This window comes from Acidovorax sp. GBBC 1281 (genome assembly GCF_028473645.1).
GTDB lineage: Bacteria > Pseudomonadota > Gammaproteobacteria > Burkholderiales > Burkholderiaceae_C > Paracidovorax.
The window spans coordinates 3382145-3407328 of the sequence record NZ_CP097269.1 but is presented as its reverse complement, the minus strand read 5'-3'; the positions used below and the strand labels follow the sequence as shown (position 1 = coordinate 3407328).

General features: G+C 69.1%; 23 protein-coding genes and 1 pseudogene. 12 read left to right on the top strand and 12 right to left on the bottom strand.

Features of this window, described 5'->3' with window-relative positions; translation table 11 throughout:
- Nucleotides 1-4 precede the first annotated feature (4 nt).
- Both M5C96_RS15915 and M5C96_RS15910 read left to right on the top strand, forming a co-directional pair.
- Nucleotides 5-2143 (top strand): prolyl oligopeptidase family serine peptidase, encoded by a 2139-nt coding sequence (locus M5C96_RS15915; RefSeq protein ID WP_272564110.1) that lies wholly within the window; start codon nt 5-7, stop codon nt 2141-2143.
- Between the two features lie 160 nt (nt 2144-2303).
- Nucleotides 2304-3500 (top strand): aminotransferase-like domain-containing protein, encoded by a 1197-nt coding sequence (locus M5C96_RS15910; RefSeq protein ID WP_272569747.1) that lies wholly within the window; start codon nt 2304-2306, stop codon nt 3498-3500.
- 90 nt (nt 3501-3590) lie between these two features.
- On the opposite strand, the gene M5C96_RS15905 is transcribed toward M5C96_RS15910, so the two are convergent.
- Entirely contained in the window at nt 3591-4355 is a 765-nt protein-coding gene (locus M5C96_RS15905; RefSeq protein WP_272564109.1) for a sulfite exporter TauE/SafE family protein, read from the bottom strand.
- A gap of 98 nt (nt 4356-4453) precedes the next feature.
- Here M5C96_RS15905 and M5C96_RS15900 point away from each other — a divergent pair, with 98 nt between their 5' ends.
- The 3 genes from M5C96_RS15900 (at nt 4454) to M5C96_RS15890 (ending at nt 6677) form a co-directional block, all read left to right on the top strand.
- Nucleotides 4454-5359, top strand: a complete 906-nt coding sequence (locus M5C96_RS15900) for a LysR substrate-binding domain-containing protein (RefSeq protein WP_272564108.1) — start codon at nt 4454-4456, stop codon at nt 5357-5359.
- A 26-nt stretch (nt 5360-5385) separates the two neighbouring features.
- Complete coding sequence (locus M5C96_RS15895; protein WP_272564107.1) at nt 5386-5604, top strand: SlyX family protein; 219 nt, start codon at nt 5386-5388, stop codon at nt 5602-5604.
- Between the two features lie 68 nt (nt 5605-5672).
- Nucleotides 5673-6677, top strand: coding sequence for an aldo/keto reductase (locus M5C96_RS15890; protein WP_272564106.1), 1005 nt, complete (start codon nt 5673-5675; stop codon nt 6675-6677).
- Nucleotides 6678-6701: 24 nt separating this feature from the next.
- Here M5C96_RS15890 and M5C96_RS15885 read toward each other — a convergent pair whose 3' ends face one another.
- Nucleotides 6702-7976, bottom strand: a complete 1275-nt coding sequence (locus M5C96_RS15885) for a DEAD/DEAH box helicase (protein ID WP_272564105.1) — start codon at nt 7974-7976, stop codon at nt 6702-6704.
- 208 nt (nt 7977-8184) lie between these two features.
- On the opposite strand from M5C96_RS15885, the gene M5C96_RS15880 reads away from it, so the two are divergent.
- Both M5C96_RS15880 and M5C96_RS15875 read left to right on the top strand, forming a co-directional pair.
- Nucleotides 8185-8544, top strand: coding sequence for a translation initiation factor Sui1 (locus tag M5C96_RS15880; protein WP_272564104.1), 360 nt, complete (start codon nt 8185-8187; stop codon nt 8542-8544).
- A 6-nt stretch (nt 8545-8550) separates the two neighbouring features.
- Nucleotides 8551-8790 carry a DUF3820 family protein gene (locus tag M5C96_RS15875; RefSeq protein ID WP_272564103.1) on the top strand — a complete coding sequence of 80 codons (240 nt, stop codon included), beginning with the start codon at nt 8551-8553 and terminating at the stop codon, nt 8788-8790.
- 19 nt (nt 8791-8809) lie between these two features.
- Here M5C96_RS15875 and M5C96_RS15870 read toward each other — a convergent pair whose 3' ends face one another.
- Nucleotides 8810-9235 (bottom strand): group III truncated hemoglobin, encoded by a 426-nt coding sequence (locus tag M5C96_RS15870; RefSeq protein ID WP_272564102.1) that lies wholly within the window; start codon nt 9233-9235, stop codon nt 8810-8812.
- 88 nt (nt 9236-9323) lie between these two features.
- A complete protein-coding gene (locus M5C96_RS15865) occupies nt 9324-10262 on the bottom strand; it encodes an HTH-type transcriptional regulator ArgP (RefSeq protein ID WP_272564101.1) in 939 nt (312 codons plus the stop codon).
- 68 nt (nt 10263-10330) lie between these two features.
- Here M5C96_RS15865 and M5C96_RS15860 point away from each other — a divergent pair, with 68 nt between their 5' ends.
- A complete protein-coding gene (locus M5C96_RS15860; protein ID WP_272564100.1) occupies nt 10331-10990 on the top strand; it encodes a LysE/ArgO family amino acid transporter in 660 nt (219 codons plus the stop codon).
- Between the two features lie 58 nt (nt 10991-11048).
- On the opposite strand, the pseudogene M5C96_RS15855 reads toward M5C96_RS15860, so the two are convergent.
- Nucleotides 11049-11840, bottom strand: a pseudogene (locus tag M5C96_RS15855) (LysR substrate-binding domain-containing protein); the annotation flags it as partial.
- A 154-nt stretch (nt 11841-11994) separates the two neighbouring features.
- Here M5C96_RS15855 and M5C96_RS15850 point away from each other — a divergent pair.
- Complete coding sequence (locus M5C96_RS15850; protein WP_272564099.1) at nt 11995-12735, top strand: SDR family NAD(P)-dependent oxidoreductase; 741 nt, start codon at nt 11995-11997, stop codon at nt 12733-12735.
- 149 nt (nt 12736-12884) lie between these two features.
- Here M5C96_RS15850 and M5C96_RS15845 read toward each other — a convergent pair whose 3' ends face one another.
- From M5C96_RS15845 to mfd, 4 genes are all read right to left on the bottom strand, one after another.
- Nucleotides 12885-13670, bottom strand: coding sequence for a MetQ/NlpA family ABC transporter substrate-binding protein (locus tag M5C96_RS15845; protein WP_272564098.1), 786 nt, complete (start codon nt 13668-13670; stop codon nt 12885-12887).
- Nucleotides 13671-13927: 257 nt separating this feature from the next.
- Nucleotides 13928-14641, bottom strand: a complete 714-nt coding sequence (gene serB / locus M5C96_RS15840; protein ID WP_272564097.1) for a phosphoserine phosphatase SerB — start codon at nt 14639-14641, stop codon at nt 13928-13930.
- Between the two features lie 158 nt (nt 14642-14799).
- Entirely contained in the window at nt 14800-15777 is a 978-nt protein-coding gene (locus M5C96_RS15835) for a Bug family tripartite tricarboxylate transporter substrate binding protein (protein WP_272564096.1), read from the bottom strand.
- A gap of 290 nt (nt 15778-16067) precedes the next feature.
- Nucleotides 16068-19541, bottom strand: coding sequence for a transcription-repair coupling factor (mfd, locus tag M5C96_RS15830; protein WP_272564095.1), 3474 nt, complete (start codon nt 19539-19541; stop codon nt 16068-16070).
- 152 nt (nt 19542-19693) lie between these two features.
- Between mfd and M5C96_RS15825 the strand changes: the two genes are divergently transcribed.
- Together M5C96_RS15825 and ispF are read left to right on the top strand one after the other, a co-directional pair.
- Nucleotides 19694-20542, top strand: coding sequence for an IspD/TarI family cytidylyltransferase (locus M5C96_RS15825; protein WP_272564094.1), 849 nt, complete (start codon nt 19694-19696; stop codon nt 20540-20542).
- Nucleotides 20543-20572: 30 nt separating this feature from the next.
- Nucleotides 20573-21064 (top strand): 2-C-methyl-D-erythritol 2,4-cyclodiphosphate synthase, encoded by a 492-nt coding sequence (gene ispF / locus M5C96_RS15820; protein ID WP_272564093.1) that lies wholly within the window; start codon nt 20573-20575, stop codon nt 21062-21064.
- Here ispF and M5C96_RS15815 read toward each other — a convergent pair.
- Both M5C96_RS15815 and ompR read right to left on the bottom strand, forming a co-directional pair.
- On the bottom strand, nt 21045-22544 hold the full coding sequence (locus tag M5C96_RS15815; protein WP_272564092.1) for a sensor histidine kinase: 1500 nt from the start codon (nt 22542-22544) through the stop codon (nt 21045-21047). The genes ispF and M5C96_RS15815 overlap by 20 nt on opposite strands.
- 76 nt (nt 22545-22620) lie before the next feature.
- Nucleotides 22621-23352 (bottom strand): osmolarity response regulator transcription factor OmpR, encoded by a 732-nt coding sequence (ompR, locus tag M5C96_RS15810; RefSeq protein WP_272564091.1) that lies wholly within the window; start codon nt 23350-23352, stop codon nt 22621-22623.
- Nucleotides 23353-23569: 217 nt separating this feature from the next.
- Between ompR and M5C96_RS15805 the strand changes: the two genes are divergently transcribed.
- The gene (locus tag M5C96_RS15805; RefSeq protein WP_272564090.1) at nt 23570-24286 is read left to right on the top strand and encodes an SIMPL domain-containing protein; all 717 of its coding nucleotides are present in this window, start codon (nt 23570-23572) and stop codon (nt 24284-24286) included.
- 55 nt (nt 24287-24341) lie between these two features.
- Here the strand turns inward: M5C96_RS15805 and M5C96_RS15800 are convergent, their stop codons facing one another.
- The gene (locus tag M5C96_RS15800; protein ID WP_272564089.1) at nt 24342-25124 is read right to left on the bottom strand and encodes a 3-hydroxybutyrate dehydrogenase; all 783 of its coding nucleotides are present in this window, start codon (nt 25122-25124) and stop codon (nt 24342-24344) included.
- Nucleotides 25125-25184 lie beyond the last annotated feature (60 nt).

The following is a 25184-nucleotide window of genomic DNA, read 5'->3' as shown; positions in this document are numbered from 1 at the left end:
ACCCATGCCCGAATCCACGCCGCCCATCGCAACGCCCGCCCACGATCCCGCGCAGGATGAAGACCCCCACCAGTGGCTCGAAGCGGCGGACAGCGAACGCGCCCTGGCCTGGGTGCGCGAGCGCAATGCGCATTCCGAGGCGGTGCTGACGGCCCGGCCAGAATACGCCCCCACGCGCGAGCAATTGCTGGACATCATGGACGCCAAGGACCGCATTCCCAGCGTGGTGCGGCGTGGCGACTGGCTCTACAACCTGTGGCAGGACGGGCACCACCGCCGCGGGCTGTGGCGGCGCACCACGCTGGCCGGGTATCGCGCGCCCGAACCCGCGTGGGAAACGGTGCTCGACCTGGATGCCCTCGCCCTGGCCGAGGACGAGAACTGGGTCTGGGGCGGCGCCGAGGTGCTGGGCCTGGAGTACCGCCACGCCCTGGTGTCGCTCTCGCGCGGCGGGGCCGACGCCACGGTGATCCGCGAGTTCGACCTGGTGTCGCGGCAGTTCGTCGAAGGCGGCTTCGCCCTGCCTGAGGCCAAGTCGGACGTGACCTGGATCGACGCCGAAACGGTCTACGTGAGCACCGATTTCGGCGAGGGCTCCCTGACCGAATCGGGCTACCCCCGCACCGTCAAGCGCTGGCGGCGCGGCATGCCGCTGGCCAGCGCGGTCACGGTGTTCGAGGGCGAGGCGTCGGACGTGGGCGTGGGGGTGGGCGTGGACCGCACGCCGGGCTTCGAGCGCACCGTGTTCACCCGCATGATCGACTTCTACCGCCACGAGGTCTGGCTGGCCGAGGGGCCTGCCGAAGCGCCCGATGCGGCTCCCGTGCGGCTGGACGTGCCGGACGACGCCATTGCCGACTTCTTGCGCGGCACGCTGCTCCTGGAACTGCGCAGCGACCTGGTGCTGGGGGAGGCGCACTTCGCCGCCGGCTCGCTGCTGCATGCCGACGCGGCCGCCTGGCTGCGCGGCGAGCGCGTGGCCGCGGCGCTGTTCACCCCCACGGCCACGCGCTCGCTGGCCGGCTACGACACCACGCGCGGCCACGTGCTGCTGCAGGTGATGGACAACGTGGCCGAGCGGCTGGAGCTGTGGCACCGGCCCGCAGGCGAGGGTGGTCCCTTCGTCGGCCGTGCGGTGGACACGCCGTTCCCCGGCCAGCTGGGCGTGACGGCCCTGCACGACCCGCTGCTGACCGACGACCCGCTGGCCGAGCATTACCTGCTGTCGTACACCGACTTCACCACGCCCGCCTCGCTGTTCCTGGCCACCACCGCCCATGACGAGCGCGAGTTGCTCAAGGCCGGCCCGGCGCGCTTCGATGCCGAAGGCATGCGCACCGAGCAGTGCTTCGCCACCTCGGCCGACGGCACGCGCGTGCCGTATTTCGTGCTGTGGCCGCGGGGCGCGCAGGCCGACGGCAGCAACCCCACGCTGATCTACGGCTACGGCGGCTTCGAGCATGCGCTCACGCCCTGGTATGCCGCCGACTACGGCCGGGCCTGGTGCGAGCAGGGCGGGGTGCTGGTGGTGGCCAACCTGCGCGGCGGCGGCGAGTACGGCCCGGCGTGGCACCAGGCGGCGGTGCGCGAACACAAGCAGCGCAGTTACGACGACCTGATCGCCATCGCGCAGGATTTGATCGCTCGCGGCGTGACCCGGCCTGCGCACCTGGGCATCCAGGGCGGCAGCAACGGCGGGCTGCTGGTGGGCGCGGTGATGGTGCAGCGGCCCGACCTGTTCAACGCCGTGGTGTGCCAGGTGCCGCTGCTGGACATGCGGCGCTACCACACGCTGCTGGCGGGCGCGTCGTGGATGGCCGAGTACGGCGATCCGGACGATCCGGCCGATTGGGCCTTCATCGCGCGCTACAGCCCCTACCACCAGGTGCGGGCCGATGCGCGCTATCCCCGGGTGCTGTTCACCACCTCGACACGCGACGACCGGGTGCACCCCGGCCACGCGCGCAAGATGGCCGCGCGCATGCTGGCGCAGGGGCACGACCTGCTGTACTACGAGAACACCGAGGGCGGCCACGGCGGCGCGGCCGACAACGCGCAGCGCGCCCACCTGCTGGCGCTGGAGTTCGCCTACCTGTGGCAGCAGCTGGGCCCGCGGCCCGCGATGGCCGACGCCGCTGCCTGAATGCCGTGTCGGCCGCGGCGGCGCAGCATTTCGCCACCGGGGCCGTGCCTGTGCGCTGCGGCCCCGGCGCGCCGGCCGCGTGCACTGGCACCACACGCAGGAAAACGCCACGCCGATTTGGCGACAATCGCATCCAGAAAGTGAGACCCCGACCATGCCCCTGCAATTCGCCGACCGACTGAACAATGTAGAGACCTCCGCCATCCGCGAGCTTTTCAAGCTGCTGGGCAAGCCCGGCATCATCAGCTTTGCCGGGGGATTTCCGGACAGCGCGATGTTCGACGTGGACGCCATCCGCGAGGCCTCCAACCAGGCCCTGGCCGAGGAGCCGGGCGCGGCCCTGCAGTACGGCGCCACCGAGGGCTACAACCCCCTGCGCGAGCAGCTGGCCGCCTTCATGGCCAGCAAGGGCGCCAGGGACGTGGCGACCGACAACCTCATCGTCACCACCGGCAGCCAGCAGGCGCTGGACCTGCTGGGCAAGACGCTCATCAGCCTCGGCGACAAGGTGATCGTGGAAGGCCCGACCTTCCTGGCCACCATCCAGTGCTTTCGCCTCTATGGCGCCGAGCTGATCAGCGCGCCGGTCGATGGCGAAGGCGTGGACACCGACGCGCTGGAAAAGCTCATCGCCGAGCACCGCCCCAAGTTCGTCTACCTCATCCCCACCTTCGGCAACCCCAGCGGCGCGCTGCTGAGCCTGGAGCGCCGCCGAAAGGTGCTGGAGATGGCCGCCCGCCACCAGACGCTGATCGTCGAGGACGACCCCTACGGCGACCTGTACTTCGGCGAGGCGCCGCCGCCCAGCCTGCTGGCGCTGTCGGCCGACGTGCCCGGCAGCCGCGACCTGCTGGTGCACTGCGGCAGCTTGAGCAAGGTGCTGAGCCCCGGCCTGCGCGTGGGCTGGCTCATCGCGCCGGCCGAGCTGCTGGCCAAGGCCACCATGTGCAAGCAGTTCAGCGACGCGCACACCAGCACCTTCGCGCAGGCCACGGCCGCGCAGTACCTCAAGGCCGGCCGCATGCCCGCCACGCTGGCCAAGGTGCGCGCCGTGTATGCCGAGCGCGCCCAGGCCATGGGCGATGCGCTGCGCAAGGAACTGGGCGATGCCATCGCGTTCGTGCAGCCGCAGGGCGGCCTGTTCGTCTGGGCGCGCCTCACCGGCGCGCGCGGCCAGGTGGCCGACGGCAACGTGCTGGCCAAGAAGGCCATCGAGCAGGGCGTGGCCTTCGTGCCCGGCACGCCGTTCTTTTGCGCGCAGCCCGACCACGCCACGCTGCGCCTGTCGTTCGCCACGGCCGATGTGGACAAGATCCGCGAAGGCGTGGCCCGGCTGGGCCAGGCGGTGCGCGCCTGACCGGCCGGCTGCGGACCGGCGCGGCGCCTGCTGGCGCTGCCCTGACCACCCCGAGGGCGCCATGGCGCCCTTTTTTCATGGCCGCACCGATCAGGCCTGCAGGGACACCAGCCCGCGCACGGCCATGTAGAGGCCCAACAGCCCCAGGCCGATGAAAAAGCAGGCCTTGAACCGTGCGGGCGACAGGCGCCCCCGCAGCCACTGGCCTGCCGCCATGCCGATGACAGCGGGCACCAGCAGCACCATGGACGACAGGGCCGCCGTGCCCGGGTACGCCCCGTTGGCCGCCAGGGCGGCGCCCAGCACCAGGGTGGAGACGGTGAACGACAGCCCCATGGCCTGCACGAGCTCGTCCCGCGCCAGGCCCAGCGACTGCAGGTAGGGCACCGCCGGTACCACGAACACGCCGGTGGCGGCCGTGACCAGCCCCGTCGCCACGCCCACGGCCGGCCCCAGCCACCGTTCGGCGCGCGCCGGCACCTGCAGCGGGGCGCCGCGCAGGCCCCAGGCGGCATACAGGACCAGCACGGTGCCCAGCGCCACCGCCGCACCCTGGCCGGCGGGCGCGCCGATCCACGCCGCCCCCGCGAGCGTGCCCGCGAAAACGCCCAGCTGCATGTCGCCCAGCCGGCGCACCATCGGCCCCAGACCCGACAGGGACCGCAACTGCAGCAGATTGGTCACGAGCGAGGGCACCACCAGCAAGGCCGCCGCCTGGGCGGGGGGCATGACCAGGGCCAGCAGCGCCATCGCGACGGTCGGCAGTCCCAGGCCCACCACGCCCTTGACGCACCCGGCGAGCAGGAAGACGGCCGTGGCCGCGAGGAAGGCGGTGGGGGTGAGCGATGCGGTCATGCCGTGGATTGTTGGAGGCGCCCGTTAACCCGGCAATCGGGATTCGGCGCAGCCTGCCTCAGGCGAGGCCATAGGCAGGGCGTGCTACCTTGGCGCCCATGGCATTCGACCTGACCGATCTGCGACTGTTCGCCAACGTGCTGGAGACGGGCACCATCACCGCCGGCGCATCAGCCAGCTGCATCACGCTGGCGTCGGCCAGCGAGCGCATCCGCGGCATGGAATCCGCGCTGGGCGTGCCGCTGCTGCTGCGAACGCGGCGCGGCGTGTCGCCCACCCCTGCCGGGCGGACCTTGCTGCAGCACGCGTTGATCGTGCTGCAGCAGATCGAGCGCATGCAGGGGGACTTGGGCGACCATGCCTCGGGCCTGCGCGGCCACGTGCGCCTGATGTGCAACAGCGCCGCGCTGAGCGCCTGGCTGCCCGACCGGCTGGCGGGTTTCCTGCACGACCATCCCGGCATGTCGGTGGACCTGCAGGAGCGCCCCAGCCACGAGATCGTGGACGCCTTGCGCCACGGCGTCTGCGAGATCGGCGTGCTGGCCGATTCGGTCGATGCCGTGGGCTTGCAGGCCTTCGTGCTGGGGGCGGACCCGCTGGTGCTGGTGGTTCCGCGCGGGCATGCGCTGGCGGCGCGCCGCCGCATCGCATTCGCCGAGGTGCTGGACTGGGAACTGGTGGGCCTGTCGGCCGGCAGCGCGCTGGACGACCACCTCGCAGGCCATGCCCGCCGGCTGGGCACCCGCCCGCGTTACCGCATCCGCCTTGGCAGCTTTGAGGCGGTCTGCCGCATGGTGGGGCAGGGCGTGGGCCTGGCCGTGGTGCCGCGCGCCGTGGTGCAGCGCTGCGGCCGTTCGGCCGGCGTGCGAGCCGTGGCCCTGGAGGATGCGTGGGCCGTGCGCTCGCTGGTGCTGTGCGTGCGGGAACTGGACGCGCTGCCGACCCCCGCCCGAGAGCTGGTGGCACGGGTGCTGGGGGCGTCGCCAGGCAGCGGCGGCGGGTGAAGCGTGGTTTGGGTTCCAATAGCGGCATGCCCGACACCCATCCCAACGAACAGCGCCTGAACGAGCTGGAGATCAAGGCCAGCTTCGCCGAAGACCTGCTCGACCAGCTCAACCTCACCATCTACCGGCAACAGCAGCAGATCGACCGGCTCATCGCCGAGGTGTCCCAGCTTCGCCAGCAGATCCCCGAAGGCGGCGGTGCGGCCGTGCGCAGCCTGCGCGACGAACTGCCGCCGCACTACTGACCCGCCGCGCGCCCCTGCCGGGTTCGCTCTCTTCCTCCCTGCTTTTTTCTCACCGAAAGGTCCTTGCCATGCAATACCGCCGCCTTGGCCGCAGCAACCTGCAAGTCTCCGCCCTGTGCCTGGGCACCATGATGTTCGGCGACCAGACGGGGCGCGACGAGGCCGCGGCCATCGTGGCCGACGCGCGCGAGCGCGGCGTGAACTTCATCGACACGGCTGACGTGTACACCCGGGGCGCGTCGGAAACGATGCTGGGCGGGTTGCTCAAGGGTCAGCGCAATGACTGGGTGCTGGCGACCAAGCTGGGCAACAAGATGTCCGACCGGGTGAACGAATCGCAGTATTCCCGCACCTGGATGCTGCGCGAGGTGGATGCCAGCCTGGCGCGGCTGCAGACCGACCACGTGGACATCCTTTACCTGCACCGCGACGTCAACGACATGGACCTGCAGGAGCCGCTGTTCGCCATCGATGCGCTGCTGCGCGCCGGCAAGATCCGCTACTGGGGCGTGTCCAACTTCCGCGCCTGGCGCATCACCGAGCTGGTGCACCTGGCGGCGCGCATGGGCCTGCCCGGGCCCGTGGTCTGCCAGCCGTACTACAACCTGCTCAACCGCATGCCCGAAGTCGAGATCCTGCCGGCCTGCGCGCACCACGGCGTGGGCGTGGTGCCCTACAGCCCGATCGCACGCGGCGTGCTCACCGGCAAGTACCTGCCGGGCCAGCCGCCCGCCGAGGGCACGCGCGCGGCACGCGGCGACAAGCGCATGGCCGAGACCGAGTTCCGCGAGGAATCGCTGCAGATCGCCCAGCGGCTGAAGGGGCATGCCGAGGAACGCGGCGTGACGCTGGCCCAGTTCGCCACGGCCTGGGTGCTGGCGCACCGCGCGGTGAGCGCCGTGATCGCCGGCCCGCGCACCCTGGCGCAGTGGCAGGACTACGCGCCCGCGCTGGGCGTGGAGATCACCGCGCAGGACGAAGCGCTGGTGAACGACCTGGTGGCCCCGGGCCACCCGTCCACCCCGGGCTACACCGACCCGGCCTACCCGCTGTACCCGCGCACCCGGGGCTGATCGAGCGACGACGGCTGGCGCGGCTCAGTCGTCCGCGCCACCGTTCTCCTGGCCCTGGTGGGCCGCGGCCGCCCGCAGCTTGTCTTTCTTGCTCGGGCGCTTGCCCTTGATGCCGCCGTTGCCCGGCGGCGCGGCGGGCGCGGCCTCGGTGGGCTCGAAGCCGGAGATCTGCTCCAGCGGCAGGGCCATGCGCTGGCGCTTTTCGATCAGGCGCCAGTGCGCCTCGGTGCTGGCGCTGACGAAGCTCACGGCCACGCCGGTCTCGCCCGCGCGGCCGGTGCGGCCAATGCGGTGCACGTAGTCGGTCACCGAGCGGGGCAGGTCGAAGTTGACCACCACGGGCAACTGGGCGATGTCGATCCCGCGCGAGGCGAGGTCGGTCGTCACCACCACCTGCCAGCGGTCGTCCTTGAACTCCTGCAGCACCTGCTTGCGCGCGCCCTGGCTCAGCCCCCCATGGAAGGGCGAGGCGAAGATGCCCGCCTGGTAGAGCTTCTCGGCCACATGCTCGGCGGCGTACTGCGTGGCCACGAACACCAGCACGCGCGACCATTCGTGCGTCTGCACCAGGTGGCGCAGCAACTGGGTGCGCCGGCCCGGGTCCACGGCGATGGCGCGCTGGGCGATGTCGGGCGTGGTCTCGGGCGAGTGGGCGATCTCGATGCGAACCGGCTCGCGCAGCAGGCCGTCCGCCAGCGCGGCCACCGCCGGCGCGAAGGTGGCCGAAAACAGCAGGTTCTGCCGCTCCACGGGCAACAGGGCCAGCACGCGGTTCAGTTCTTCCGCGAAGCCTAAGTCGAGCAGGCGGTCGGCCTCGTCCAGCACCAGGGTCTGCACGGCGGAGAGCGCCACCGCGTTGTGGTCCACCAGGTCCAGCAGGCGGCCCGGCGTGGCGACGACGATGTCGGCCCCGCTGCGCAGGCCCATCATCTGCGGGTTGATGGAGACGCCGCCGAACACCACGGCAACCGCCAGGCGCTGCGGCAGCAGGTGCCGGGCCAGATCGCGCAGGACCTCGCCGACCTGCTCCGCCAGCTCGCGCGTGGGTACCAGCACCAGGGCCCGCACGCGGCGCGCGCCCCGGCCGGCCTGGGCCAGCGTGTGCGGCAGGCACTGCTGCAGCAGCGGCAAGGCGAAGGCGGCGGTCTTGCCCGAACCGGTCTGCGCACAGGCCCGCACGTCGGCGCCGCGCAGCGCGGCCGGAATGGCCTCGGCCTGGACCGCCGTGGGCGTGGTGAAGCCCATCGCATCGGCGGCGTGGACAAGGGCGGGCGAGAGGCCGAGGGAAGCAAAAGGCATGGCAGGCGCGCACCGGGGCGCGAAGGAGGGAACCCGCGATTGTGCCGCCCTGGGGCGGGATGCGGATAATTCGCGGTCTTTGAGGCCTTTCCTGCCTCATTTCCTGCCTTCATTCCTTGCCAGCCGTCCTTCGCCCGCGCCCCGGGTCCCTCGCCATGCGCTTGATTGCCACTGCCGCCGTTTTCTTCAAAGCCCAGGGGGTGCCGCCATGCGCCTGAGCGACCTGGGCGGCCTCGTCTATTCGACCGAATCGGGCCGCATGTGCCCCGGCTGCCGCCAGCCCGTGGCGCAGTGCGCCTGCCAGGCGGCCCGCGCGGTGCCGGTGGGCGATGGCACCGTGCGGGTCTCTCGCGAGACCAAGGGGCGGGGCGGCAAGGCGGTCACGGTGGTGAAAGGCGTGGCGCTGGACGAGGCGGCGCTGGCGCTGCTGGGCAAGCAGCTCAAGGCCGCGTGCGGCAGCGGCGGGACCGTGAAGGACGGCGTGATCGAGGTGCAGGGCGATCATGTCGAGCGCGTGATGGACGCGTTGCGGCAACGGGGCCACACCGTCAAGCGAGCTGGGGGCTGAGCCGCCATGGACCCGGAACAACTGCAGCGCCTGCTGACCGTCCAGATGCCCTACGGCAAGTACAAGGGCCACGCCATTGCGGACCTGCCGGGCAACTACCTGAACTGGTTCGCCCGCGAGGGCTTTCCGCGCGGCGATCTGGGCCGGCTGCTGGCCCTCATGCACGAGATCGACCACAACGGCCTGTCGGCCCTGCTGGAGCCGCTGCGAGCCCAGGCCGGGCAGGGCCCGGCGGCCCGGCGCTGAACCGCCGCCGCGCGCGCTCTCAGTGGCCGCCGGCCGGCATGTCGAAGGCCGGCAGGTGCCCGAAGCATTTGCGGAACAGCGCGCGGGCCACGCCGTGCGCGGCCTGCTGCAGCGAATGCGCCACCTCGGGTGCGAAGCGGCGCTCGGTGTGCTGCCGCCACAGCCCCACCCAGGCCGCGAAATGCGCCGGCGTCACACCCTCCAGCGCGCCGTGCTGTGCGAGCACGTTGCGGCGGTAGCGCCGGCTGCCCAGCGCCACCGTGCTCCAGAAGTCCACCATGCGCGCCAGGTGCGGCTCCCAGCGGTCCTGCAGCGCCGCGTCGAACACGGGGCCCAGCAGGGCATCGGCGCGCACGTCGGCGTAGAAGCCGTGCACGAGGTCGGTGATGCCCGCCAGGTCCAGGGTGTGCCGAACGAGGGGCTGAAGGGGAGCGGTTGAATCCATCGGATCGGTGCGCGGGGGTGCGCGGTGGTTGAAGTCGGGTGGTCGGGTGGGTTGGACCGGGCCGGGGCAGAGCATGCCCGCTCCGGCATCAAGGGGTTTGACGCGCAGCAAGCGATGGTCGCGCCGTGCCGTCGCCCAGCCAGGCCCCCGCCGCCGCCATCACGCAGCGGGTGAGCCGCTCCAGCCCCGCCTGGGCCGAGCGCGGCAGCGCCCAGTGCAGGGGCACGTCCATCCCCGCCTGCGGCCGCAGCTCCACCAGCGTGCCATCGGCCAGTTGCCGTTCGATCAGCACGGTGGGGTGCATGCCCCAGCCCATGCCGACCTCGCAGCTGCGCAGGAAGCCCTGGTTGGACGGCATGAAGTGGCGGGGCGGGTGGCGGCGCGAGGCCAGGCCCTGGCGCTGCAGCCACTGGTCCTGCAGGCGGTCGTTGCGGCCATAGACCATCATGGGCGCGAGCGCCGCGGTCTCGGGCGTCACGCCGCCGCCGAAGTGGCGCTCCACGAATTGCGGGCTGCCGACTGCCACGTAGTGCATGGCGCCCAGCGGCCAAGTGTTGCAGCCCGCGATGCTGCCCGCGCTGGCGGTGACGGCGGCGATCACCTCGCCTTCGCGCAGTCGCTGGGCGGTGTGTTCCTGGTCGTCGATGCGGATGTCCAGCAGCTCGTTTCCTCCTGCGGTGAAGGCCGCCATCGCGTCCATGAACCAGGTCGACAGGGAATCGGCATTCACCGCCAGCTTCAATGTGGGGGCTGGCGCCTGGGTGTCGGGCATCAACGCAGGGTTGGCACGGCGCAGTTCGTTTTCCAGCAAGGCCACCTGTTCCACGTGCAGGCAGAGCCGGCGGCCCGCGTCGGTGCCCGTGCACGGCGTTCCGCGCAGCACCAGCACTTGGCCTGCGCGCTCTTCCAACTGCTTCACGCGTTGCGAGATGGCCGAGGGCGTGACGTGCAGCTTGCGCGCAGCGCGCTCGAAGCTGCCTTCGCGCATCACGGCCGCCAAGGCTTCCAGGCCGGCATAGTCAAGCATTAGTTTTGCTTCATATTGCTTAGAGACTTTAAGTTTACTTAAATCAATGCGGTTCGGACAATTCACCCATGTGGATCACCTCGCCCCCCTCCTTTTCTGCCGCTTCCGTTTCCGCCTCGTGGCTGGCCGGATTCACGGTGTGCCTGACGTTGATCGTCTCCATCGGCGCACAGAACCTGTTTGTGCTGCGCCAGGCCGTGCAGGGCCGCCATGTACGCGCCTGCATTGCCTGGTGCGTCATCAGCGACGCGTTGCTGGTGGCGGTGGGCGTGGCCGGCATGGCGCAGCTGCTGGGCCAATCGCCCACGCTGGCGTGGTGCCTGACGTTGGGCGGGGCGGTGTTCCTGTTCGCGTACGGATGCTTTGCGTGGCACCGGGCGTTCTGCGCGCCGCAGGCGGCGCTGCCCGCCACGGGGCGGGCCGAACGCAGTGCATTGGGCGTCGTCGGCGCGCTGGCCGTCATCACGCTGCTCAATCCGCACGTGTACCTGGACACCGTGGTGCTGATCGGGTCGATTGGCGCGCGGCAGGATGGCGGCCTGAAGTGGGTCTTCGTGGTGGGTGCCGCCTGCGCCAGCCTGCTGTGGTTTCTCGTGCTGGCCTTCGCGGGTCGGCGCCTGCAGCACGTGTTCGCCAATCCGCGCGCGTGGCGAGTGCTCGACACGTTGACGGGTGCCACCATGTTTGCGCTGGCGTGGTGGGTGGCGCGCAGCGTGCAGGGCGATTGATCCGGCGCGGCACGTGGGTGCGGCTCGGGTGGTAGAGGTAGAAGCCCGGAAAGGTCGGCCACCAGGGCTTGAGCACCGGCATCAGCCGGCCTGCGGCGATGTCGTCGGCCACCTGCACTTCGAACACGCAGGCGATGCCGGCGCCGGCGCGCACTGCCGCGATCAGGATGTCTCCGTCGTTCGAGATCAGCGGCCCCTGCACTTCCACCTCGACCGCGCGCCCCCTGTTCGTGTATTCCCAGCGGTAGATCCCCCCGCCCAGCCGCACGTTGAGGCAGTGATGACCGGCCAGGTCCTGGGGCACCTGCGGCAAGGCGCGTCCTTGCAGGTAACGGGGTGACGCCACCGTCGCGATGCGCTGCCGCCCGCCGATGGGCACGGCCACCACGTCCTGCGCCAGGGACTCCCCCAGTCGGATGCCGGCATCGAAGCCGCCAGCCACGATGTCGAGCAGCGCGTTGTCGCAATGCAGGTCGAGCGTGATGTCCGGGAACTCCGCGAGGAACGCCTGCAGGTGCGGTAGCACCACGATGTCGGCGGCGGTGCGCGAAACATTGAGCCGCAGCAGCCCTGACGGCCTGTCCCGCGACTCGTTCATGCCTTCGATGGCACGCGCCAACGACGCCAGGCTCGGTTGCGCCTGTGCCAGGAACCGCTGGCCCAGTTCAGTGACGCCGACGCGCCGCGTCGAACGGTCGAGTAGCCGCACACCCAGACTGGCTTCCAGCTTGCGGATCGTCTGCGACAGCGCCGACGGCGACACGCCCAGTTCCGCGGCGGCCCGGGTGAAGCTCGCATGGTGCGCAACGCGCGCGAACGCGGCAATGGGGGCAAGGAGATCGGGGGGCATGGGGCTGATTGTGAAGCACTGCTTCATGCCGCATGCCGCGAGCACCCGTTTATCTGAAGCGACATTGTGCCTATCGTTGGCGCTTCTCCGGCCCGGCGCCGATGGGAATCCCAACACTTCATTCCTCCACCCTCATCACCTCAAAGGAACATCCATGAGCTCACTCTCAGGCAAGGTCGCGATCGTCACCGGTTCGTCCAAAGACATCGGTGCCGGCATCGCCGAGCGACTGGCTGCCGATGGCGCGTCCATCGTCGTGAACTACGCCACCGCTGCATCGGACGCGGACGCCGTTGTGCGCCGCATCACCGCCGCCGGTGGCCGGGCAGTCGCCGCGCAGGCAGACCTCTCGCAGCCATCGCAGATCCAGCCGTTGATCGATGCTGCCCTTGCACAATTCGGTCGGCTGGACATCCTCGTGAACAACGCGGGCATCTACCGCATGGACTCGCTGGATTCGCTGACGGCGGACAGCATCGATGCCCACTTCGCGCTCAATGTGCGGGGTTTGCTTTTGACCACGCAGGCTGCTGCGCGCGTGCTGCCGGCGGGTGGCGTCGTGGTCAACATCAGTTCGGGGCTGGCCAAGAGTCCCTACCCGGCGGTGCATGCCTACTCGGCCACCAAAGGTGCCGTCGACACGCTGACGCGCTCGCTGGCCATAGAGCTTGGACCCCGCCAGATCCGGGTGGTGGGTATCGCCCCGGGCTTCGTGAAAACGGAAGGCAGTGCCGATGCCCCCAAGGAGATGGTCGACATGCTGGTCGGCAAGACGCCGCTCGGCCGGGTGGGGACGCCGGCGGACATCGCCGACGCCGTGGCGTTCGCGGTGTCGGAGCGCGGTGGATGGATCACCGGAACGACCATCGACGTTGCCGGGGGCATGGTGTTCTGAGCCCCATCGGAGTCCGGTGGCTCAAAGCGCCGGTGCGCCGGTGCGCTGCCGGCGCTGGCCCCGGAGGCGACGGCCGTCTGCAGGCGACGCGGCCCGCATCGCCGCGTGTGCCGGTGCGTGCGGGCCGCAGGCGCGACGTTGGTCCGCCCTCAGAACGCGGGCACCACGGCGCCCTGGTACTTGTCCTGGATGAACTTCTTCACTTCCGGCGTGTGCAGCGCCTTCACCAGCTTCTGGATGCGGGGGTCGTTGGCGCGGTCTGCGCGCGCGGCCACCAGGTTGGCGTAGGGCGAGTCGGCGCCTTCAATGAACAGCGCATCCTTGGTGGGGTTGAGCTTGGCCTCGATGGCGTAGTTGGTGTTGATGAGCGCCAGGTCCACGTCCTGCAGCGCGCGCGGCAGCAGGGCGGCTTCGAGTTCGCGGAATTTGAGCTTCTTGGGGTTCTTCACGATGTCGATCGGGGTGGCCGTGATGTTCTTGGGGTCCTTCAGCTCGATCAGGCCCTGCTTTTGCAGCAGGATCAGCGCGCGGCCAGCGTTGGACGGGTCGTTGGGGATGGCAACCAGAGCGCCTTCCTTGAGCTCGCTCACGGCCTTGATCTTCCGGGAATAGGCGCCGAAGGGCTCCACGTGCACCTTGCCGTCGGGCACGGCGACGATGCTGCTCTTGCGGTCCTTGTTGTAGCTGTCCAGGTAGGGCTGGTGCTGGAAGAAGTTGGCGTCCAGCTGCTTGTCTTCCACCGCGGCATTGGGCTGGACGTAGTCGCTGAATTCCTTGACCTGCAGGTCCACGCCCTGGGCCTTGAGCTGCGGCTTCACGAAGTTCAGGATTTCCACATGCGGCACCGCCGAGGCCGCGACCTTGAGCACATCGGCGGCATGCGCCGAGAAGGCCAGGGTGGCGACGGCCAGGGCGGACAGCGTTTTCTTCAGCATGGAGAGGGCTTTCATTTCAGTCGGTTGGATCGGTCGGCAGGGCGCCCCAGCGCGCGCCGTTGGAAGACGCGAATGTAAGGAAGGGCGCGGGAATGTGCCATTCTTTTATTTTCATATCGATATAACGAGCGATCCTCTTATGCTGTTTGGCGGCTCGCCATTCGAATGAAAAGAGGCCGTTGCCCTAGTATCGTTTGGCTTGATTGCTATTGAAAGAATAGCAATCGGGGTAGCGCGCCGATGGGCCCGCCAGGGCGTCAGCGCAGCACTTCCAGCAGGCGATCCAGCCCGCCTTCGTTGATCGCCACCTTGGCCTGGGCCCGCACCGCCGGCTTGGCGTGGTAGGCCACCGACAGGCCCGCGGCCCCCATCATGGGCAGGTCGTTGGCGCCGTCACCCACGGCAATGGCCTGGCTGGGCGAAATGCCCAGCAGCGAGGCCACCTCCAGCAGCGTCCGGCGTTTCTCGGCGCCGTCGCAGATGTCGCCCCAGGCCTGGTCCACCATGCGGCCGGTGAGCACGCCGTCCTCGACCTCCAGCTGGTTCGATCGCGCAAGATCGATGCCCAGCCCGGCGCGGACCCGGTCGGCGAAGAACGTGAAGCCGCCCGAGACCAGCAGCGTGGTCAAGCCCGCGGAGCGGGCCGCGGCCACCAGTTCCTTGGCGCCGGGGTTGAAGCGCAGCCGCTCGGCGAACACGTGTTCCAGGTGCCCGACGGTCACGCCGCGCAGCAGGGCCACGCGCTGGCGAAGGCTTTCCTTGTAGTCGGTGATCAGGCCCTGCATGGCGGCCTCGGTGATGGCGGCCACTTCGGCCTTGCGGCCCGCCGCGTCGGCGATCTCGTCCACGCACTCGATGTTGATCAGGGTGGAGTCCATGTCGAATGCGATGAGCTTGAAGTCCGACAGGGACAGCGGGGTAGAAAGGCCTTGGACGACAAGGCCGGGAGCGAATTCGGTGGCGGCACTCATGGATGGGGGGAGGAAAGATCCTGCGGCGAAGACAAAAAGAAGGGGAGGGGACTGCCCGGCGCGCAGCGGCGGCGTTCCGGGACACAGCGGGGATTATCCCCAGGTCGCCTGCCGCTGCCTGCCTTTGCCGTGATCGCTGCCGCTCCCGCCTCGTTGCTTCACTGGGGCGCCAGCCCGGCCGCCTTGACCAGTTCGGCGTGCAGTTTGATTTCCGCGGCGATGGTGTCCTGCAGTTGCTGGGTGGTGCCCGGCGCCACTTCCATGCCGCTGGCCGCCAGCCGGGTCTGGGTGTCGCCCGCCAAGGCGGCGTGGGCGGCGCTGCGCAGCCGGTCGATGACGGGCTGCGGCGTCCTGGCCGGTGCCAGCAGGCCGACCCAGGCCGACAGTTCCACCTGCGGCACGCCGCTTTCCGCCATGGTGGGCACCTGCGGCAGCACCGCCGAACGCTGCGCGCTCATCACCGCCAGCGCCTGCAGCTTGCCCGACTGGATGTGCGGCAACGCTTCGGGCAGCACGGCGAACATGAGGTCCACGTTGCCCGCCAGCGTGTCGTTGATGGCCGGGGCACCGCCCTTGTACGGCACATGCAGCATGCTCGATTGCGTGCGGGTGCCGAACATCAGCGCCGCCAGGTGCTGCGGGCTGCCGTCGCCCGACGATGCGTAGGTCACCCGGCCCGGCGCGGCCCGGGCCGCCTGCAGCACGGCGGCCACGCTCGGAAACTTCTGCGCGTCCTTGGCGACCAGCACCATCGGCTGGTTCACCAGCTTGGTGATGGGCACGAAGTCGGCCTGCGGGTCATAGGGCAGGGTCTTGAAGATGCTCTTGTTGGTGGTCAGGAACGACGCGGGCGACACCATGATCGTGTAGCCGTCCGGCGCCGCACGGGCCACCATGGGCGTGCCGATCTGGCCCGAAGCGCCCGCCTTGTTGTCCACCACGAACGGCTGGCCCAGTTCGGCCGCCATCTTCTGGCCCACCATGCGCGCGATCATGTCGGCGCTGCCGCCAGCGGGGAGCGCGACGATCACTTTCACCGGGCGGTCCGGGTAGGTGCCCTGGGCCAGCGCGGGCGCTGCCGTGGCCACGAGGCCGAGGGCGCAGAAAAATGCCGGGATCGGGCGTGCAACACGCATGGGCGGACTCCTTGGATCGGTTGGAACGAATGGCCGCCGGTGCCATCCCGGCGCGTTCCAGGGTCCAAGCAATTCCTGCACCCGTTCGCGGTGTGCTGGCGTGTGGGCCAGCGATTGGCATGTCGGATGCTATTATTTTTATAGCTATATGCCCTAGTACTTATTGCGCTCAGGGCACGTTTCGCTCTGAATGCAAAGGGTCCGGCCAGATGGCGGGGCACCCCGGCCGGAAGGCACCGAACACCGCGCATGGCATGCCGCTCACCACGGCACCGTCCCAAGGCCATCCCTCAGGCGGGCGCGCCCTGCGCCAGCGGCTGCCCCAGGCTGCGCAGCACGTCGCGCACCATCTGCACCCGGTCCTTGGCCTCGGGCAGTTCGCGCTCGATGCGCAGCTTCTCGTTGCCGGCCAGCTTGATGTGCTTGTTCTTCTGGATCAGGTGGATGATGTTCATCGGATCGATCGGCGGCTGCGGCTTGAAGGTGATGTGGATCACGCCGGGCGCCGCATCCACCTTGACCACGCCATAGGGTTGGCTCATGCAGCGCAGGCGGTGCACGTCGATCAGGGTCTGCGCCTGCGGCGGCAGCTTGCCGAAGCGGTCCACGATCTCCTCCAGCAGGCTGTCGATCTGGTCGGTGGTCCTGGCGGTGGCCAGCTTCTTGTAGAACGACAGGCGCAGGTGCACGTCGCCGCAGTAGTCATTGGGCAGCAGCGCGGGCGCGTGCAGGTTGATGTCGGTGGTGACGGACAGCGGCGCCAGCAGGTCGGGCTCCTTGCCCGCCTTGAGCGAGCGCACGGCCTCCGACAGCATCTCGTTGTAGAGCTGGAACCCCACCTCCAGCATGTTGCCGCTCTGGTTCTCGCCGAGGACCTCGCCCGCGCCGCGGATCTCCAGGTCGTGCATGGCCAGGTAGAAGCCGCTGCCCAGCTCTTCCATCTGCTGGATGGCGTCTAGCCGCTGCGCGGCCTGCTTGGTCAGGCCCTCGATGTCCGGCACCATCAGGTAGGCGTAGGCCTGGTGGTGGCTGCGGCCCACGCGGCCGCGCAGCTGGTGCAGCTGCGCCAGACCGAACTTGTCGGCGCGGCTCATGATGATGGTGTTGGCCGTGGGCACGTCGATGCCGGTCTCGATGATGGTCGAGCACAGCAGGATGTTGTAGCGCTGTGCCACGAAATCGCGCATGACCTTTTCCAGCTCGCGCTCGGGCATCTGGCCGTGGGCCACGGCGATGCGGGCCTCGGGCAATATCTCTTCCAGCTTCTGGCGCCGGTTCTCGATGGTCTCGACCTCGTTGTGCAGGAAGTAGCACTGCCCGCCGCGCTTGAGCTCGCGCAGCACGGCCTCGCGGATCACGCCCGTGCCCTCGTTGCGCACGAAGGTCTTGATGGCCAGGCGGCGCTGGGGCGCCGTGGCGATCACGGACAGGTCGCGCAGGCCCTCCAGCGCCATGCCGAGCGTGCGCGGGATGGGCGTGGCGGTGAGGGTCAGCACGTCCACCTCGGCGCGCAGCGCCTTCATCTGCTCCTTGTGGCGCACGCCGAAGCGGTGCTCCTCGTCGATGATGAGCAGGCCCAGGTTGTGGAATTGGGTGGATTCGGAGAGCAGCTTGTGCGTGCCCACCACGATGTCCACCGTGCCGTCGCCGATGCCCTTGATGGCAGAGGTGATCTCCTTGCCCGAACGGAAGCGCGACACCTCGGCCACCTTCACCGGCCACTTGCCGAAGCGGTCCATCAGCGTCTGGTAGTGCTGCTCGGCCAGCAGCGTAGTGGGTGCGAGGAACGCCACCTGCTTGCCGCCCGTGACGGCCACGAAGGCCGCGCGCAGGGCCACCTCGGTCTTGCCGAAGCCCACGTCGCCGCAGACCAGGCGGTCCATGGGGCGGGGCGAGATCATGTCCTGGATGACCGCGTGGATGGCCGCGTTCTGGTCGGCCGTTTCCTCGAAGCCGAAGTCGTTGGCGAACTGCTCGTAGTCCTGTGGCGAGTAGCGGAAGGCGTGGCCTTCGCGCGCCGCGCGGCGGGCGTAGATGTTGAGCAGCTCGGCCGCGGAGTCGCGCACCTGCTCGGCCGCCTTGCGCTTGGCCTTTTCCCACTGGCCGCTGCCCAGCTTGTGCAGCGGCGCCTCGTCGGCGCTCACGCCCGTGTAGCGGCTGATGAGCTGCAACTGGCTGACGGGCACGTACAGCACCGCCTTGTCGGCGTATTCGAGGTGCAGGAACTCCTGCAGTGCGGGCGTGCCGTCGGGGTTCTTCTGGCCCACGTCCATGTTGATGAGCCCGTGGTAGCGGCCGATGCCGTGCGCGCTGTGCACCACCGGGTCGCCCACGTTGAGTTCCGACAGGTCCTTGATCAGGGCCTCGACATCGCTCACCTGTTCCTGCTTCTTGCGCCGGCGCGTGGTGGCGCCGGCAGCGAACAGTTCGGTCTCGGTCACGAAGTCGATGCCGTCGCCGAGCCAGCTGAAGCCGGTCGTGACGGCGGCCGTGGCAATGCCCACCTTTTCCTCTGTATGGGCCTGGAACTCGGCCAGCGAGTCGAAGGCCGGCGGGCTCAACTGCGAGGCGCGCAGAAAATCGAGCAGGCTCTCGCGCCGCCCGGCGCTTTCCGCCAGCAGCAGCACGCGGTGCGGGGTGTTGCGGAGGTGGGCGTGCAGGCGTGCCAGCGGGTCTTCGGCACCACGCGCCACCGACAAATCGCCCAGCTTCTGGAAATGGGCGTTGTCGGCGATGTCCTCCACGCCCGGTCGCAAGGCGAGCTGCGCGTGCGCGTTGGCCCGGGTGTAGAACTGCTCGGTGGTGAGGAACAGCGCTTCGGGCGGCAGGGCCGGGCGGTCCGGGTCGCCCTGAATCAGGCGGTAGCGGTCCTTCGTGTCCTGCCAGAACCGCTGGAAGGCCGGCTCCAGGTCGCCGTGCAGCACCACGGTGGCCTCGGCGCCGAGGTAGTCGAACACGGTCGCCGTCTCGTCGAAGAAAAGCGGCAGGTAGTACTCGATGCCCGCGGTGGCCACGCCGTTGCCCATGTCCTTGTAGATGCGGCTCTTGGTCGGGTCACCCTCCAGCATCTCGCGCCAGCGGCTGCGGAATTTGGCCCGTGCGTCATCGTCCATCGGGAATTCGCGGCCCGGCAGCAGGCGCACCTCCGGCACGGGGTACAGGCTGCGCTGGCTGTCGGGATCGAAGGTGCGGATGCTGTCGATCTCGTCGTCGAACAGGTCCACGCGATAGGGCACGAGCGAGCCCATGGGAAAGAGGTCGATCAGCCCGCCGCGCACCGCGTACTCGCCCGGGCTCACCACCTGCGACACATGGGAGTAGCCCGCCAGCGTGAGCTGCGCCTTGAACTTCGCCTCGTCCAGCTTCTGCTTGACCTTGAAGTGAAAGGTGTAGCCTGCGAGAAACGAAGGCGGCGCCACCCGGTACAGCGCCGTGGTGGCCGGCACCAGCACCACGTCCGCCTCGCCCTGGCTGATGCGCCACAGCGTGGCCAGGCGCTCGCTGATCAGGTCCTGGTGCGGGGAGAACGTGTCGTAGGGCAGCGTTTCCCAATCGGGAAACAGCGCGCAGCGCAGCTCGGGGGCGAAGAACGCCATCTCTTCGATGAGGCGCCGCGCATCGGTCGCGTCGGCCGTCACGATGGCGGTGGTGCGCCGCGCGGCTTTTTCTCGCTCGCCCAGGCGTGCCAGCAGCAGGGCATCGGCGCTGCCGACCGGGCGTGGCAGGGTGAAACGTTTTCCGGGGGTGAGTTTGGGGAGGTCCATGCGGTGGGCGGTGCGTCGGGCCCTTGCACCGGCCCCGGGGGCGCGGTGTGCGCGGCGGTCGGGCGGTGCGGGCGAATGGCAATTCTAGGCGGCCGGGCTCTCGTCGCACGTTGGCAGATGGGGACGCGCGCCGCTCCTACAATGGCCGCCCCATGACCGATCTTCTCCCGCACCTTTCGCCGCCACCGCTCTCCGGCCAGGGGCGTTTCTGGGCCCTGGTGCCCTGTGCCGGCGTGGGCGCCCGTGCGGTGGCGCAGCCTTCGGGGATCGACCGGGTGGCGCCAGGCCAGGTGCCGGTGCTGCCCAAGCAGTACCAGCCGGTGGCCGGGCTTCCCATGGTGCTGCACACCCTGGCCGCGTTCGCCGGCGTGGGCCGGCTGCTGGGCACGCTGGTGGCCGTGGCCCCGGGCGATGCGTTTTTCGACGGCCAGCCGCAGCCCACCTTCTTCGTGGCACCCTGCGGGGGCGCCACCCGCGCGGCGACGGTGCTGGGCGGCCTGCGCGTGCTGCAAGAGCGCGGCGCGCTGCCCGAAGATTGGGTGCTGGTGCACGATGCGGCCCGCTGTCTGGTCACCACGGCGCAGATCGACGCATTGATCGACGCCTGTGCCGACGACGCCGTAGGCGGGCTGCTGGCCCACAAGCTGGCCGACACGCTCAAGACCGCGATCGACGGCCCGGGCGGCGTGCGCGTGGCCTCCACCGTGGACCGCACCGACAAATGGCTCGCCCAGACGCCCCAGATGTTCCGCCTCGGGCCGCTGCGGCAGGCGCTGGAGCACCTGGGCCCGGCGGCCACCGACGAAGCAAGCGCCATGGAGGCCATGGGCCTGCACCCCCGGCTGGTGCCGGGCGGCGCGCAGAACTTCAAGGTGACCTACCCGGCCGACTTCGCGCTGGCCGAGGCGGTGTTGGCGCAGCGCATGCATGCCGCCACCCTGGACCGCTTCGGCGGCGCCCGGGGCGAAGCCTCGGCCGTGCCGGGCAAGACGATTTTTTAGGCGCGCGCAGCGACTGCAGGAACGCGAACGATGAACATCCGAATCGGCGAAGGCTGGGACGTGCATGCGCTGGTGCCGGGGCGCCGCCTCGTCATCGGCGGTGTGGACGTGCCGCACACCATGGGCCTGCTCGGCCATTCCGATGCCGACGTGCTGCTGCACGCCATCACCGACGCGTTGCTGGGCGCCGCGGCGCTGGGGGACATCGGCAGCCACTTCCCGGACACCGATCCCACGTTCAAAGGCGCGGATTCCGTGGCGCTGCTGGTGGAGGCCGCTCGGCGCGTGCGCGCGCAGGGCTACGAGATCGGCAACATCGACAGCACGGTGATCGCGCAGGCGCCGCGCCTGGCCGCCCACATCCCCGCGATGCGGGCCCGCATCGCGCAGGCGCTGTCGCTGCAGGAGGGCCAGATCAACGTCAAGGCCAAGACCGCCGAGCGGCTCGGCCCGGTGGGGCAGGGCCTTGCCATGGAGGCCCGGGCCGCGACGCTGCTGTTCATCAAGCCTTCGCCGGCTTAGGGCGGCGCGGGGGCAGGTTGCGCTTGATCTGCGGGCGCTGCAGGCGCTGCTTGGGGTCCTTGCCGCCGGGCAGGTCGGTCGCCCGCTGCAATTGGATGTGGGCCACCAGTCCGCCCGATCCCGAATTGGCCAGGGCGAAGATGCCGCCCATGCGCTGCACCGTCTTGTCCACGATGGACAGGCCCAGGCCCGCGCCGGCGGCCGCCGTGCGGGCCGAATTGCCGCGGAAGAACGGCTTGGTCAGGTTGGCCAGTTGCTCCGGCGGCACGCCCGGGCCGTGGTCGCGCACCTTGATGAGCACCCACTTCTCGCGCCCCTTGGCCGCGATGTCCACGGTGGCCGTGCCGCTGTCGTGCGTCTTTCCGTAGCGGCGGGCATTCTCGAGCAGGTTGGAGATCACGCGCGCCAGTTCGACCTCGTCGGCCAGCACGTTCAGGTCCTCGGGCACGTTCATCGAGATCTGCAGTTCGCGGTGGTCCTGTACGGCGTACACGCACGACGACACCACGCCATGCAGGTTGACCGGGTTCAGGGTCACGTTGTCGGGGCGGGCGTAGTCGAGGAACTTGTCGATGGTGGCGTCGAGCTGCACGATGTCGGCCACCATGTGCTCGCGGGCCACGTTGTCCGACACGCTCATTTCGGTTTCCAGCCGCAGGCGGGCCAGGGGCGTGCGCAAATCATGCGAAATGCCCGCCAGCATCACCGCACGGTCCTGCTCCAGCTTGGCGAGCTTTTGCGCCATGCGGTTGAAGCCGATGTTCACCTCGCGGATTTCGCTGGTCACGGCTTCCTCGTCGAGCTGGCTGGCCGCGAAGTCGCCGTCGCGCACGCGGTTGGCGGCATACGACAGCTGCTTGAGCGGCCGGTTGATTAGGCGCGCGATGGCCGCGGCGCCCGCCAGCGACAACGCTGCGGCGGTGATGAGCCAGATCATCCACGTCTTGCCGCCGGCCGCGCTCAAGCGGGACCGGTCCATCAGCAGCCAGTTGGGGTCGCCGTTGATGGTGAATCCCACCCACAAGCCGCTTTCGCCATTGACGTTGCTCGCCACGATGGTGCCCGGCCCCAGGCGGGTGGTCAGCTCTTCGGTCAACCGCATGCCGAGCGCCGAGGCGTCCAGCAGGTCGAAGCGGTCGGACGGCTCGCGCGGCAGGATGCGAACGCCTTCCTGGTCGGCCATGGTCTTGATCAGCGAGACGCGCGCGATCGCATCGGCATGCACCAGCGCCGCGCGGCTCAGGTTCACCAGCGAGGCGATCTGCTGCGCCGTCTGCAGCGTGCGCGGCTCGAACTCCAGCGCCCGCAGCGTCTGCAGCCAGGCCAGGATGCTGCCCACCAGCAGTAGCGCGAGCAGGAAGAACGTGCGCCAGAAAAGGTTCAGCCCCACCCGTGCACGCTGCGCCCGTAGGTACACGGGGGCCTCCAAGGGGGCGGGGCTGGTGGCGTCGGACGACGCTGCTTCGTAGTTGGCGCTCATGTCGTGAGAATCATCGGGAAATTGCCGGAGGGCAGAGGGCGCCACGGCGAAAACGCGGCCCTCGGCAAAAGGGAGATCAGCTCGTGCCGTCCGGCACGAACACGTAGCCCACGCCCCAGACGGTCTGGATGTAGCGGGGCGCTGCAGCGTCCACCTCGACCAGCTTGCGCAGGCGGGACACCTGCACGTCCAGGCTGCGGTCGAACGGCTCGAACTCGCGGCCGCGCGCCAGCAGGGCCAGCTTTTCCCGCGACAGCGGCTGCCGTGGGTGGCGGACCAGCGCCTTCAGCATGGCGAACTCGCCGGTGGTGAGTGGCAGCTCTTCGCCGCTGCGCTGCAGTGCGCGCGTGCCCAGATCGAAGGTGAAAGGACCGAAGGTGACGACCTCGTTGTCGCCTGACGGAGCGCCCGGCGCCTCTTGCGGCGGCCGGCGGCGCAGCACCGCGTGGATGCGGGCCAGCAGTTCGCGGGGGTTGAACGGCTTGCCCAGGTAATCGTCGGCGCCCACTTCCAGGCCCACGATGCGGTCCACGTCCTCGCCCTTGGCGGTCAGCATGATGATGGGAGTGCGATCGTTGGCGGCGCGAAGGCGGCGGCAGATCGAGAGGCCGTCCTCGCCGGGCATCATCAGGTCCAGCACGATGAGGTCCACGGTTTCGCGCAGCAGAATGCGGTTGAGGGCCTTGCCATCTTCCGCAACCATGACTTCGAAGCCCTCTTGCGTGAGATAGCGCCGCAGCAAATCGCGAATGCGGGCGTCGTCATCCACCACGAGAATCTTGTCGGTACGGTTGGTTGTTGAGGCCATTTGTTTCCCAAGTCCTATTTGTAACAGAGCCGATTCTGACCACCTTGAACCCCGAAGTTCGGCTTTTTGCCAGATACCTGACCAACTGTTACAAGTTTTGCCCCGCCACGCACAGACGCTATCGGGCCTTTACCGCCGATTGATCTTGACCGGTTAACGTAGCGTTTCAAGGATGTCCGATGCACCCGCCCACTTTCTCTTTACAAGGATTTCGATCATGAAAATTGCTACCAAAATAATAGCTGCAGGTGCTCTTCTGGTGTGCGCTGGAGCCTCTGTCTCTCAAAACGCCGTGATGCCGCCACCGCAGAATGTGCTGCAGTTGTCCGCGACCGGCACCGTGGATGTCCAGCAGGACCTGCTGGTGCTCACGCTGGCCACCAGCAAGGAAGGCGCCGATGCAGCCACGGTGCAGACGCAGCTCAAGCAAGCACTGGACTCCGCGTTGGCGGAGGCCAAGCGCTCTGCCCAGCCGGACCAGATGGACGTGCGCACCGGCGCGTTCGGCATGTACCCGCGCTATGGCAAGGAGGGCAAGATCAACGGCTGGCAGGGCCGGGCCGAGCTGATTCTGCAGGGCCGTGATTTCTCGCGCATCACCACCACCGCCGGCAAGATCCAGTCCATGCCGATCAGCCAGATCGCCTTCGATCTGTCGCGCGAGGCCCGCGAGAAGGTGGAGGGCGAGGCGCAGACCAAGGCCATCGAGCAATTCAAGGCCCGTGCGAATGAACTGGCGCGGGGCTTCGGCTTCAGCGGCTACACGCTGCGCGAGGTGGCGGTGAACAACAACGAGATGATCCCAGGCCCCAGGCCGCGCATGATGGCCATGGAAGCCAAGATGTCGTCAATGTCCGCCGATGCACCCGTACCGGTGGAGGCCGGCAAGGCGCAGGTGGTAGTGAACGTCTCCGGCGCCGTTCAACTGCGCTGAGGGGTTGGCGGGCTGACGCCCGCGCCGGCGATCGGGCGGGTAAGGCTTTTCGTTCTTACTGTGCGGCCCAGCCGCCGTCCATATTCCAGGCTACGCCGCGGACATTGTTGGCCGCCGGCGAGCAGAAGAACACCGCCAGTTCGCCCAGCTCTTCGGGCGTGGTGAACTGCAGCGACGGTTCCTTCTCACTCAGCAACTGCTTCTTGGCGTCTTCGTTCGACAGGCCCTGGTCGGCCGCCTTGGCATCGACCTGTTTCTGAACCAGCGGCGTGAGCACCCAGCCGGGACAGATCGCATTGCAGGTCACGCCCGTGGTGGCGGTTTCCAATGCGGTGACCTTCGTCAGGCCCACGAGGCCGTGCTTGGCTGCTACATAGGCCGCTTTTTGAGCCGAAGCCACCAGCCCGTGCACCGAGGCGATGTTGATGATGCGGCCCCAGTTGGCCGCCTTCATTGGAGGCAGGGCCAGGCGCGAGGTGTGGAAGGCGCTGGTCAGGTTGATCGCCAGGATGGCATCCCACTTCTCGACGGGAAAATCCTCGACGTTCGCCACGTGCTGGATGCCTGCGTTGTTGACCAGGATGTCCACGCGCCCGAACTGGCTGGCGCTGTACTTCATCATGTCCTCGATGTCCGCTGCGCGGCCCATGTCGGCCCCGTGGTAGGCGACCTGCGCGCCGTGACTTTCGCCGGCCCCCAGCACTTCGGCACGGGGGCCGTCCACATCGCCGAAACCATTGAGGACGACGTTGGCGCCCTGGCGCGCGAGCGCCTTGGCGATGCCCAGTCCGATGCCGCTCGTGGAGCCGGTGACGAGGGCCGTTTTGCCTTGAAGCATGTGAGTCTCTCCGAATGAATTAGGATGAACGCAACCATTATCGAGCGCCCCCGTGACGAA